The organism is Methylomonas sp. HW2-6, from assembly GCF_052474525.1.
On sequence record NZ_CP184124.1, the window covers coordinates 182,508 to 194,738 of the forward strand.

Genomic DNA, 12,231 nt, shown 5'->3' on the forward strand with positions numbered 1-12,231 from the left:
CACTGTCGTTCCCGCTATACCCATTCAAATTGCCATGAACGCGTCTCCGCTACAACTTCCCGAATTACCGAAACAGTCCACCCAAGCTCATGTCTGGCGCGACTTAGCCGGCTGCGGCGATGCGCTGGCGCTCGCCACCGCGATCGCCAGCGAAAAACGCTTGGCCGTCATCGTCACACCGGACACGCAAACCGCGTTGCGCCTGGAGCACGAAATGGCCTTTTTTCTGGACAGCGCCTATCCGATATTGCAATTTCCGGACTGGGAAACCCTGCCCTACGATGTGTTCTCGCCGTTGCCGGAAATCATTTCCGAACGCTTGCGTACGCTGGCCCTGCTCCCGGAAACCAAGCGCGGCGCGCTGATCGTGCCGATCTCGACCTTGATGCACCGGCTGGCGCCGCGCGAACACATCCTGGCCCACAGTTTTGCCATTGAAGTCGGCGGCACCTTGAGCCTGGACCTGACCCGCGCCAAATTGGAAGCGGTAGGTTACCAGTGCGTATCGCAGGTGTATCAGCACGGCGAATTCGCGGTACGCGGCTCGATTTTGGACCTGTTCCCGATGGGCTCCAAGCAGCCGTACCGGATCGAGCTGTTCGACGACGACGTCGAATCGATCCGCAGTTTCGATCCCGACACGCAGATGTCGCAGGACAAAATGCAAAAAGTCGAATTGTTCCCGGCCCGCGAATTTCCATTTACCGACGACGCGATCAAACGCTTCCGCCAGGCCTTTCGCGAGCAATTCCCCGACGCCTCGCCGAAAAACAATCTGTACGTCGACGTCTCCAAGCAAATCGCCCCGGCCGGCATCGAATATTATTTGCCGCTGTTCGTCGAGCGCACCGAATCGCTGTTCGATTACTTGCCGAGCAGCGCGCTATTCGTGCTACCGGCCGAATTTGAAAACGGTGCCGGCCAGTTTTACGCCGAGGCCGAAGAGCGTTATCAGCAACGCAAATACGACGTCGACAGGCCGCTATTGCCGCCGCAGCGCCTGTTTTTAGCCGCCGACGAATTGGCTGGCAAAACCGAAGCGTTCAGCCGCATCGTGCTGGACCACCAAGGTGAACAAGGCGAATCGCTGCATTGCCAAACGTTGCCCGATGTCGCCATCGATAGCCGCTTGAAAGAGCCGGCGCAGCGCCTGCGCCAGTTCATCGAAGGCTTTGCCGGCAAAATCCTGTTCGTTGCCGAGACCGCCGGCCACCGCGAGGGCCTGATCGAGAAACTGAAAAGCGTCAAACTGGCCGCCAAGCAAGTCCAAAGCTGGCCGGAATTTCTGCAAAGCGAACAGTCGCCGTGCATCGTCGTCGCGCCGATGGATCACGGGCTATTGCTCGACCAACCGAAGCTGGCCATCATCACAGAAAGCCAGCTCAGCGGCGAAAAAGTCCAGCAACGCCGGCGCCGCGCCAAATCCGCCGCCCGGGCACTGGAAAACATCTTCAACAACCTCGACGAGCTGACGATAGGCTCGCCGGTGGTCCACCAGGAACATGGCGTCGGCCGCTACCTGGGTCTACAGACCTTGACGGTCGGCGGCATCGAAGCCGAGTTTCTGATGCTGGAATATGCCGGCGGCGACAAGATTTACGTGCCGGTAGCCTCGCTACATCTGATTGGCCGCTACAGCGGCGTCAGCGCCGAAAATGCCCCCTTGCACAAACTCGGCACCGAGCAATGGAGCAAGGCCAAGCAAAAAGCCATGGAGCGGGCCCGCGACGTCGCGGCCGAATTGCTGGACATCCACGCCAAACGCGCCGCGCGCGGCGGCTTTGCCTTTAGCGTCGACAACAGCGACTACAACGCCTTTGCCGCCGGCTTCCCGTTCGAGGAAACCCCCGATCAGCTCAGCGCCATCGAAGCGATTTTGCAAGATATGGCTGCGCCGCAACCGATGGACCGCGTGGTCTGTGGCGACGTCGGCTTCGGCAAAACTGAAGTGGCGATGCGCGCAGCCTTCGTCGCGGTGCAAAGCGGCAAACAGGTGGCGGTGCTGGTGCCGACCACCCTGCTGGCACAGCAACACTATCAAAACTTCCGCGACCGCTTTGCCGACTGGCCGGTGCGCATTGAAGTCACCTCCCGTTTCGTCACCGCCAAACAGCAAACCGCCATCGCCGACGATCTGGCCGAGGGCAAGGTCGACATCGTCATCGGCACCCATAAGCTGCTTTCCAAGGATATGAAATACAAGGCCTTGGGCTTGGTCATCATCGACGAGGAACACCGCTTCGGCGTCACTCAAAAAGAACATTTCAAAAAGCTGCGTAGCGAACTGGACTTGCTGACACTGACCGCAACGCCAATCCCGAGGACGTTGAACATGGCCATGGCCGGCCTGCGCGATATTTCCATCATCGCCACGCCGCCGCCGAACCGCCATGCGATCAAAACCTTCGTCAGCGAATGGATCGATTCGCAAGTCCAGGAAGCCTGCCAGCGCGAGATCAAACGCGGCGGTCAGGTATTCTTCCTGCACAACGACGTCAAGACCATGGAAAAAATGATGCGCGAACTGGCTGAACTGGTGCCGGAAGCGCGGATTCAGATCGCCCACGGCCAGATGGCCGAGCGCGAGCTGGAGCAAATCATGCTGGATTTTTATCACCAGCGTTTCAACGTGCTGATTGCCACCACCATTATCGAAAGCGGCATCGACATCCCCAGCGCCAACACCATCGTCATCAACCGCGCCGACAAGCTGGGTTTGGCCCAGCTACACCAATTGCGCGGCCGGGTCGGACGTTCGCATCACCGAGCCTATGCCTACTGCATCGTGCCGCCAAAATCCTTGATGACCAAGGACGCCATCAAACGCCTGGAAGCCTTCGAAACCTCCGGCGAATTGGGGGCCGGCTTCATGCTGTCCTCGCATGACATGGAAATCCGCGGCGCCGGCGAATTGCTGGGCGACGAACAAAGCGGCCAGATTCAGGAAATCGGCTTTACCTTGTACACCGAGTTGCTGGAACGGGCGGTCAAAGCCCTGAAATCCGGCAAGCAGCCGGAGCTGGACGCGCCTTTGGACTATGGCCCGGAAGTCGATCTGCAAGTAGCAGCCTTGATTCCGGAAGACTATTTGCCGGACATCCACGCCCGTCTGGTGCTTTACAAACGCATCGCCAGCGCCGAAACCGAAGACGATTTGCGCAAGTTAAAAATCGAAATGATCGACCGCTTTGGCCTATTGCCGGATCAGGTCAAAGCCTTGTTCGCGGTCACAGAACTGAAGCAACAAGCCGCGCATCTGGGCATCCGCAAAATTGAAGCCCACGCCACCGGCGGCCGCATCGTGTTTACCGCCACGCCGCAAATCGATACCGGCGAGTTGATCTTGATGATCCAAAGCCAGTCGCAGGTGTATAAATTCGACGGCGCGGATAAATTGAGGTTTACCCAGACCTTTAAGGATATGGAGGATAAGGTGGCGTTTTTGGAAAATTTGTTGGTACGATTGGGGTCGAAACCATGACCGTAGGGGAATGATATGCAGACCAGCCAAACCGCAAAACAGGAAGCCATCGCCGCCATCAATCTATTGCCGGATACTGTGGATTTCGCTGAAATCGTTTATAGGCTCTACGTTCTGAACAAAATACATCAAGGACTACAGGATGCAGAGCAAGGCAAAGGCGTCAGTAGCGATAATTTATTGCGCGAAATCGAGCAATGGTAATTTGGACGCCACGAGCCAAAAACGACCTCAAAGCCATCCATGATTACATTGCCCAGGATTCACCTCTTACCGCCAAACGCATCGTCCAGGAATTGGTCGAAAAAACCGATAAATTATTGACCGCTCCGTATATGGGTAAAAAAGTACCCGAGTTTGATAAAGAGGCGTTACGCGAGATCGGCGTACATTCCTGGCGAATTATCTACCAAATTCGGCTTAATCAAACCTTCGTTGTCACGGTGGTTCATAAACGCCGAGATTTCAAAATCAGTGATTTATCGATAGACCAATAAAACCAACATTTACAACACTTGGACGTTAATCATGATAACGCTAGCCAATTTGTTCGACCATTACGATTTAAATCCCCACGAAATAAAACTCGTCAGACATGGCAAAGAAACCAAGGAATTCGATATTCTCGATAAGTTTCGTAACGAAGAAAAACGTCAAGAATTTGAAAATTACCAATGTTTCCAAAAATTCGGGCAATTTTCCGATGCCAAGACCATCGCGGCGTTTGCGCCGACTCGCGGGAATAGCGCGCTGTTCTTAGGTTTATGGGACATCAATGGGCCATGTAAAAAGTGCTCCGAATTCAATGCCGATCAACGGGCTTTGTTTGAAGGATTTAAAAATTTCAACTGGGACGAGAACAGCATTGCTTACTACGACTTGCAACGTAATCGGGTCATGGACGAGCTTTCCGAGCGATTGGTAATTGATTGGGGTAACGCGCCTGTAGTCTGGGTACAAAAAGGTTCGACACCAAAAAACATTCTAGAAATTAAGGCACATAATCCAATTGACAGGTTCAAATCCTACGACGAGGTACTCTTACGCTACCAAGAGCTAAAACAGCTTCTCAAGGAAGGCTCCGCAAACTCAGAATGGGTAACTAGATTGTCCGCAGTCAAAGGGGTTTATTTAATCAGAGACCGTTTGGAAGGAAAGCTTTACGTCGGCTCAGCCTACGGCGACAAAGGCATTTATGGACGTTGGGCCGAATACGCAAAAAATGGGCATGGAAACAATCAGCAACTTAAAGAACTTGACTATCAATACTTTGAATTCTCGATTCTGGAAACCCTTCCCTTCGGTTTTGAAGATGACGCAGTCATTGCTCGAGAAAGCCGTTGGAAAGAAAGACTAGGTACTCGGGAATTCGGCTTGAACAGCAATTGAAAAATTACTACCCCCCGAGAAATCGTAACAAACCACTATTCCAAATGAAAATCAGGCAGCCTGCTTGCGCAAAGCCGCCTGACGTGACAACAAATTTATTTCTTATTGAAGAAATAAATATCCCCAAACTTGCCCTTCAACGTCATCGTTTTATCGTCCTTTTCGACCAAGGAAAAAACGTCGAATTTGTCTGACCTACCCAATAGCGAAATTTTCAACTTGCCGTTTTCCACTTCGTAATTGACCGGCGCTTGGTCGTAATAAGTGCCGTCGCGCGGAATGTGGGTGATCGTGACCTTGCCGGCGTTGAACGCCCACGTATCTTCCCGCTTGAGCGTATCCTGAGCGCTGGCCGATTTCTTGGTGTACTCCAGTTTCCAGCTACCCTGAATTTCGTCGCCGGATTGCAGCGGCACGTCGGCATAACTCTGGCCGGCCATCGCCAATAAAAGCACTGCCCAATATTTTTTCATGTCGCTCTCCCCGTTTTTGATAAACATAGAGCGTCAGGATTGTACGCTCAGTTTTCCGGAAAGTATCCTTATTCCTTTAGGGGGTTTGGTTGAAGCACGCGCTCGCAAAAACCGGCTCGGCCGACGCACTGCCGCTGGCGCCGAAGCAGACGAAACTCAACCCCCTTATCTACCGATCCGAGTTAGTCGGATAGCTGTAAATGGCCTGACCATGGGCTTTATCGACATAGACCATGTCTATCTCGGCGATCGGCACCGAAGGCACCAACATAGGGTAACTGTGTATTCCGCGGTTATAGGCAGGATCGTCGTAAAGGACCTGCACGGCCGTAGATTTGATATGCCCGGAGCCTATTCCTCGGTCGCCGTGAGCCCACGCCGCGCCAGAAAACAAGCCTATTGTGATCGCCATTATTTTGATGATTTGTGTGATTTTCATGATTGTTCTCCCGGTAATACTAGAATCGCCGGTTTTGCTCGAAGCTGAGCTTTCCGGCTTGGAAACATTCTGAACAAGCTCAACAAATAAATAAAATCGATAGTTTTTATATCGACGATAGTCTTTTTGAATAGACCTCCCCGTCATCTGCAACAACGGCAGAATGACACTGGAAATCGGATTCGGTTCGGCCGGACGAAGCGGATTCCGTTAAAATCGCGAGTCTGTTGGCGAATATTCCCGAAAAACATCGAACATGCTGCGCTACGACCGATCCCGATACATTGCCCTGGGCCTGCCTTGTCTGATTAATGCCGCACTTATGATCTACGGGTTGGAACTGAAATTGGGGGAATTCCCGGTGGGACTGGCCGAACGCGGCTATTGGCTGTTGGCAGCCAGCCTGGGACTTTTCGGCGCCACAGCGATGATCAAACGCGCCCGCGACATCGGCTCGTCGGCGTGGGGGATATTATTGGGGTTTTTATTCGCGCCGCCGCTGATGTTGCTGATCGGGCTCGTGTTGTGCTTCGTCCCGAGCAATCCTGATGCAGATCGCCTGGAACCGGCTCCCGCCGCCGCAACCGCTAAAATTTGGCTGCTGGGAAGCGGTTTGTTGCTGACACCGTGGTTAGCCGTGTTGGTACTACGCCAATGGCCGGGGTATTTCTGAACTTAGACTCGGATTGACGCCGCCACGCCACCCACAACCTTGTGGCGGCAATGGCGACAAACAGCTTATTTGCCCAGCACTTCGCCTCTGACACTTTCCACCAGGGCGGCCGCTTCGGCGATCAGTTCCGGCGGAACGTTCAATTCGGTCATCGTCACGCCCAAATGCTCCATGACGGCATCATAGTGCGAGTCATTCAATCCCATTTTTACCAGCCGGGCGTGACCGTCGCGCAAGGAACGGCCGGCGTAATTGTTGGGTCCGCCGAATGCCACCGTCATAAAGGCCTTCAAATGTTCGACCTGTTTTGGCATGTCGGTCTTATCGAAAAAACGGTTGATGCGGTAATCGTCCAACACTTTTCCGTAAAACAGATCAACTGCGGCATTGACTGCTGACTCGCCGCCGATTCTTTCGTACAAAGATGGCCCTTGCACTTCGTTTGCTTCGCTCATGGTTACCCCTCCTCAATTTTATGATTGTTATCGAGGCCGGAGCTAACTCGGCAAGCCTTTGATTTTGCCAGGGTTACCGACCTCGGCGCGGATGATAACCCAGGATAGTTTCGCCTCCAAACTATTTTGCCGACCCTAAAGACCGGACTAATCGTAAGTTATTGAATCTTTTCGAGGCCGCCCAAGTAAGGTCGCAGGGCTTCCGGCACGGTGATCGAGCCGTCGGCATTCTGATAGTTTTCCATCACCGCAATCAGGGCGCGTCCGGCGGCCAGACCGGAACCGTTTAGCGTGTGTACCAACTCCGGCTTGCCGGTTTCCGGATTACGCCAGCGGGCTTGCAGGCGGCGGGCCTGGAAGTCCTTGAAATTGCTGCAAGACGAAATCTCCCGGTATTTTTGCTGACCGGGCAACCAGACCTCCAAATCATAGGTTTTGGATGATGAGAAACCGGTATCGCCGGTGCACAGCAATACTTTACGGTAGGGCAGATTCAGTTTTTGCAGGATTTTTTCGGCGTGGGCGGTCAGTTCCTCATGGGCCTGAGCCGATTGTTCCGGCGTGGTGATTTGCACCAACTCCACTTTCTCGAACTGGTGCTGGCGGATCATGCCGCGCACGTCGCTGCCGTAGGCGCCGGCTTCGCTGCGGAAACAGGGCGAATGACAGACGAATTTCAGCGGCATCTGCTTGGCGTCGACGATGACGTCGCGGACGATATTGGTGACCGGCACTTCGGCGGTCGGAATCAGGTAGAAGGTCGGATCGTTTTTGACGGTAAACAGGTCGGCTTCGAACTTCGGCAGCTGGCCGGTGCCGCGCAAACTGTCGGCATTAGCCATGAACGGTACATACGTTTCCTGGTAGCCGTGTTCGTTGATGTGGGTATCCAGCATCAGTTGAATGATGGCGCGTTGCAAGGTAGCCAGTTTGCCGGCCAGCACCACGAAACGGGCGCTGGCGATTTTGGCACCCAATTCGAAATTCATACCCAACGGCTCGCCCAGATCGACATGGTCCTTAGGCGCAAAATCGAATTGGCGCGGCTCACCCCAACGGCTGATCTCGACATTATCGGCATCGCTTTTGCCGGCCGGAACCGATTCGTCCAGGATGTTGGGAATACCTTCCAGCATGACATTCAGTTGATTCTGAATGTCGTTCAATTCCGACTCGGCAGCCTTGAGTTGATCCCCCAAATCGGCCACTTGGTCTAGCAAAGGTTGAATATCCTCGCCCTTCGCTTTGGCCTGGCCGATAGCTTTGGAACGGGTATTGCGTTCGTTTTGCAAATCCTGAGTTCTGACCTGTACGTCCTTGCGCCGGTCTTCCAAAGCTTGATAAGCCTGAGTATCGAATTGAAAACCGCGGCGTTGCAATTGCTGCACGACCAGGTCCAGGTCGCTTCTAAACAAACGGGGATCTAACATGGTTACAGCTTTCCTGAATTAATGATGAGAAAAAACAGCGGTTATACCTGCTTGCCCAGCCACAAGCCGAACCACAATGCACCGCCGCAGAACACAAGGTTGCCGAGAAATACCGTTAACATGGCGTCGATATGCGATTCGAACGAATGTCCGCTTTCCAGCAGATAAAGAATCAAATACAAACCGGACAGAGTCAGGAATACGCCGATCAGCAGCGTTACCAAAATAGCCCGGTGTTCGATGGAAATTTCGAGCTTATGCAGCAATATTGTGGCGACGATACCGATCAGGAAGGCGCCGATGCCGTTCACCACAGTCAGCGCGTAGGGATAAGGCCAATCGCCGATGCGCACGGCACCCTGGCCGTAGAAAAATAAGCCCTTACCCAACGACAGGCCGGCCCAGACCGCCAACAGGCATCCGACGACGCTGACGGCGATATTCAATCCGGCCTTGCCGATTTGGCCTTGCTCGAGCAAGTGGAAGGTTTCCAACGAAAAACTGGAAAACGTGGTTAATCCACCCATCACGCCGGCCAAAATCGCCGTGCGGTATTCCAGTGCAATGGCCAAGCGTTGCAGTATCAAAGCTTCCGACATTAAGCCGATTAGAAACGACCCGATCAGATTGACCGTAAGCGTGCCGTACGGAAATCCGCGGCCGAGCCACAGGTAAACGCCGCCGGACGCCAGATAGCGCAACAAGGAACCGATGGCGCCGCCCAACGCGACGGCAAATAGTTGCAGCATCAGAACTTGAAGAAGGTTTCCCGGTAGTAACGCAGCTCATCGATCGACTCGATGATGTCGTCGAGCGCCTTGTGCGAAGCCTGTTTATTGAATCCGTCCTTGATCTGCGGCGCCCAACGCGCGGCCAGTTCCTTGACGGTGGAAACGTCCAGATTCCGGTAGTGGAAAAACGCCTCCAGTTTGGGCATGTAACGGTACAAAAACCGCCGGTCCTGGCAAATGCTGTTGCCGCACATCGGCGAGGTTCTGGCCGGTAGCCATTGCTGCAGGAAGTCCAGCGTACGCCGCTCGGCTTCCGCGGCGTCGATATCGGAATTCTGGACCCGCTGGATCAAACCGGACTGGCCGTGGTGCTGCTGGTTCCATTCGTCCATCGCCGCCAACGCCGCATCGGACTGGTGCACCGCCATGACCGGGCCTTCGGCCAGGATATTCAGATTCTTGTCGGTGACCACGGTGGCGATTTCAATGATCAAATCGTTATCGGGATCCAAGCCGGTCATTTCCAAATCGATCCAGATCAGATTGTCCTTATCTTGAGTCATTGCGTTTCTATGTTATTAATAATGTTGCGGCGGATTGTAGCATTAGCTAATCTGTACCGCTAATTGTTAACCCCACCCCAAATTGGCTTGATGAACACGTTTACCGGCATATTTTTAGCAGCTTTCGTCCTTTCCTACGGCACCCAATTCTGGCTTGCCAGACGCCAAAAACACCACGTCTTGCAACACCGGGACCAAGTTCCCGCAGCGTTCCAGGATCGTGTAACCCTAGCCGCCCACCAAAAAGCCGCCGACTACACCATTGAAAAGGGCAAGTTGCACGATGTCGACAGCGTGGTCGGCATGGTATTTCTGCTGGCCTTGACCCTGGGCGGTGGCATCAGTCTGGTGTTCGACTTCTGGTCCACCTTCGAACTGTCGCCGCTGGCCGCCGATTTGGCGGCGATGGCCAGCATCTTTTTACTGATGACGGTGGTCGAGATCCCGTTCAGTTTGTACCAAACCTTCGTCATCGAAGAAAAATTCGGTTTCAACAAAAACACCATTGCGCAATTCGCCAAAGACCAACTATTGTCCCTTGGCCTGACGCTGATTATCGGCCTGCCAATTCTGGCGCTGATCCTCTGGGTCATGGACAGCATCGGCAGCCTGTGGTGGCTGTATGCCTGGGCGATTCTGATGAGTTTTTCGTTGTTGATGAGCTGGCTGTTTCCGACCCTGATCGCGCCGCTGTTCAATAAATTCGAACCGATGCAGGAAGGCTCGTTAAAGCAAAGGATTCAAGGCTTGCTGGAACGTTGCGGCTTCAGCAGTAACGGCATTTTCATCATGGACGGTTCGCGCCGTTCCGGTCACGGCAATGCCTATTTCACCGGCTTGGGCAACAACAAGCGCATCGTGTTTTTCGATACCTTGGTCAATTCGCTGGACGAAGAAGAGTTGGAGGCGGTTTTGGCGCACGAACTGGGCCATTTCAAATGCAAGCACACCATCAAAATGTTGACGGCCTCGTCGGTCATGACACTGGTCAGTTTTGCGGTGTTGGGCTGGCTGATTACCCAGGATTGGTTCTTCGACGGCTTGGGCGTCAGTACCCATTCCAACGCCGCGGCCTTGTTATTATTCATGCTGGTGTCGCCGGTATTCACCACCTTCATGCAACCGATCAGCGCCTACTTCCAGCGCAAGTTCGAATTCGAAGCCGACGATTTCGCCACCCGCAACGCCCAAGGTAAAAAGATGATCAGCGGCCTGGTCAAACTCTACGAAGAAAACGCCAGCACCTTGACGCCCGATCCGTTGTACTCGGCCTTTCATTACAGCCATCCTCCGGCTGCGATCCGCATCGCCCACATCGAAGAAAAAATGCAGTCCGCTTGATGACCGAGCTGCAGCAAGGCTTGGTCGTTTCCCACCTCGGCAAGGGTATCGCCGTCGAGGTCGGGGAACAGACCATGTTGTGCCAGACCCTGCGCAAACTGGACACCGTCGTCGTCGGCGACCAAGTCCTGCTGTCCTTATCCGGCCCGGAACAAGGCCGCATCGAGCAAATCTTGCCGCGCCGCTCGGTATTGCAACGCCCCAGCCGCGGCGACCAGGTTCGACCGGTGGCCGCCAATTTGGATACCATTTTTGTGGTATTTGCCGCCGAACCCGAGTGCGATTTTCTATTGCTCGACCAATATCTGGCTATCTGCGAAAACTGCAATATCGGCGCAGCGCTGGTCTTCAACAAGGTCGACATCCCCTGCAACGGGTCGATTCTGGAAGAGCTGAAAATTTATGAGGCGTTGGGCTACCGGCTGCATCGGGTCAGTGCCAAACAGCAATCCGGGCTGGACGAACTGAAACAGGTATTGCGCGACCAAACTGCAATGTTCGCCGGCCAATCCGGCGTCGGCAAATCCTCCCTGACCAACGCTTTAATACCGGATAGAACGCTGCGGACCAATAGCGTGTCGGCAACGACGCGCCACGGCCGCCACACCACGACCGCGGCTACTTTGTACCATCTGCCCGCCGGCGGCGATTTGATCGACAGCCCAGGCGTTGCCATCTTCGGTTTGGCCGGCTTGTCAGAAGCGCAGCTGGCCTGGGGTTACCGGGAATTCCAGCCCTACATTGGTCAATGCAAATTCAACGATTGCCGCCATGCCGGCGACAAAGACTGTGCCGTCAGGGCCGCGGTCGAATCCGGCTCAATATCCGCCACCCGCTACCAGCGTTATTTGAAATTGCGGGAAAAAATGCCGCCGGCAAACCGCAGTTAACCCTATTCGAAACCGAATGACCTCGATTAGCCTGGCGGCCAATGCATCGGCCGGCCGGCCAGCAGGTGCAGGTGCAGGTGAAACACGGTCTGGCCGCCGTCGGCGTTGCAATTAAATACGGTCCGATAGCCGCTGTCGGCGTAACCAAGGTCTTTGGCGATCTGCGCGGCGGTTTGCAGCAAGTGGCCGCCCAGTCCGGCATCGTCCAGTTCGTTTAGCGTGGCGATGTGCCGCTTCGGAATGACCAGCACGTGCAGCGGCGCCTGCGGGTGCAAGTCGCGAAACGCCAGAACTCGATCGTCTTCGAAAACCACATCCGGCTTGATTTCGCCGGCCACCATTTTGCAAAACAAACAATCGCTCATA

The 12,231-nt window shown here is 54.3% G+C and carries 14 protein-coding genes; 7 read left to right on the forward strand and 7 right to left on the reverse strand.

The annotated features are described in order from the left end of the window. Positions 1-34 precede the first annotated feature (34 nt). The 4 genes from mfd to ACH518_RS01865 are packed head-to-tail and all read left to right on the forward strand — an operon-like array spanning position 35 to position 4,870. On the forward strand, positions 35-3,481 hold the full coding sequence (mfd, locus tag ACH518_RS01850; protein ID WP_445371652.1) for a transcription-repair coupling factor: 3,447 nt from the start codon (positions 35-37) through the stop codon (positions 3,479-3,481). Positions 3,482-3,496: 15 nt separating this feature from the next. Then, a complete protein-coding gene (locus ACH518_RS01855) occupies positions 3,497-3,685 on the forward strand; it encodes a hypothetical protein (RefSeq protein WP_445371653.1) in 189 nt (62 codons plus the stop codon). Beyond that, positions 3,679-3,978: a type II toxin-antitoxin system RelE/ParE family toxin gene (locus ACH518_RS01860; protein WP_445371654.1), complete on the forward strand. Its 300-nt coding sequence runs from the start codon at positions 3,679-3,681 to the stop codon at positions 3,976-3,978. Before ACH518_RS01855 ends, ACH518_RS01860 begins: the two co-directional genes overlap by 7 nt. Positions 3,979-4,009: 31 nt before the next feature. Beyond that, the gene (locus tag ACH518_RS01865) at positions 4,010-4,870 is read left to right on the forward strand and encodes a GIY-YIG nuclease family protein (RefSeq protein ID WP_445371655.1); all 861 of its coding nucleotides are present in this window, start codon (positions 4,010-4,012) and stop codon (positions 4,868-4,870) included. A 95-nt stretch (positions 4,871-4,965) separates the two neighbouring features. Here the strand turns inward: ACH518_RS01865 and ACH518_RS01870 are convergent, their stop codons facing one another. Further along, entirely contained in the window at positions 4,966-5,343 is a 378-nt protein-coding gene (locus tag ACH518_RS01870; RefSeq protein ID WP_445371656.1) for a lipocalin family protein, read from the reverse strand. Between the two features lie 169 nt (positions 5,344-5,512). Beyond that, entirely contained in the window at positions 5,513-5,782 is a 270-nt protein-coding gene (locus tag ACH518_RS01875) for a hypothetical protein (protein WP_278210509.1), read from the reverse strand. Between the two features lie 256 nt (positions 5,783-6,038). Between ACH518_RS01875 and ACH518_RS01880 the strand changes: the two genes are divergently transcribed. Then, positions 6,039-6,455, forward strand: coding sequence for a DUF805 domain-containing protein (locus ACH518_RS01880; RefSeq protein ID WP_140911398.1), 417 nt, complete (start codon positions 6,039-6,041; stop codon positions 6,453-6,455). 65 nt (positions 6,456-6,520) lie between these two features. On the opposite strand, the gene ACH518_RS01885 is transcribed toward ACH518_RS01880, so the two are convergent. The 4 genes from ACH518_RS01885 to orn all read right to left on the reverse strand — a co-directional run bounded on the left by ACH518_RS01885 (position 6,521) and on the right by orn (position 9,634). Further along, a complete protein-coding gene (locus ACH518_RS01885; protein ID WP_445371657.1) occupies positions 6,521-6,910 on the reverse strand; it encodes a group I truncated hemoglobin in 390 nt (129 codons plus the stop codon). A gap of 158 nt (positions 6,911-7,068) precedes the next feature. Further along, positions 7,069-8,340 carry a serine--tRNA ligase gene (gene serS / locus ACH518_RS01890; RefSeq protein WP_445371658.1) on the reverse strand — a complete coding sequence of 424 codons (1,272 nt, stop codon included), beginning with the start codon at positions 8,338-8,340 and terminating at the stop codon, positions 7,069-7,071. A gap of 41 nt (positions 8,341-8,381) precedes the next feature. Beyond that, complete coding sequence (gene crcB, locus ACH518_RS01895; RefSeq protein WP_445371659.1) at positions 8,382-9,089, reverse strand: fluoride efflux transporter CrcB; 708 nt, start codon at positions 9,087-9,089, stop codon at positions 8,382-8,384. After that, the gene (gene orn, locus ACH518_RS01900; RefSeq protein WP_445371660.1) at positions 9,089-9,634 is read right to left on the reverse strand and encodes an oligoribonuclease; all 546 of its coding nucleotides are present in this window, start codon (positions 9,632-9,634) and stop codon (positions 9,089-9,091) included. The genes crcB and orn overlap by 1 nt, the downstream gene beginning before the upstream one ends. A 90-nt stretch (positions 9,635-9,724) precedes the next feature. Between orn and ACH518_RS01905 the strand changes: the two genes are divergently transcribed. Both ACH518_RS01905 and rsgA read left to right on the forward strand, forming a co-directional pair. Continuing rightward, positions 9,725-10,975, forward strand: a complete 1,251-nt coding sequence (locus tag ACH518_RS01905; RefSeq protein ID WP_445371661.1) for a M48 family metallopeptidase — start codon at positions 9,725-9,727, stop codon at positions 10,973-10,975. Continuing rightward, positions 10,975-11,865: a ribosome small subunit-dependent GTPase A gene (gene rsgA / locus ACH518_RS01910; protein ID WP_445371662.1), complete on the forward strand. Its 891-nt coding sequence runs from the start codon at positions 10,975-10,977 to the stop codon at positions 11,863-11,865. The genes ACH518_RS01905 and rsgA overlap by 1 nt, the downstream gene beginning before the upstream one ends. 26 nt (positions 11,866-11,891) lie before the next feature. Here rsgA and ACH518_RS01915 read toward each other — a convergent pair whose 3' ends face one another. Further along, the gene (locus tag ACH518_RS01915) at positions 11,892-12,230 is read right to left on the reverse strand and encodes a histidine triad nucleotide-binding protein (protein WP_140911405.1); all 339 of its coding nucleotides are present in this window, start codon (positions 12,228-12,230) and stop codon (positions 11,892-11,894) included. Between the last annotated feature and the right edge of the window lies 1 nt (position 12,231).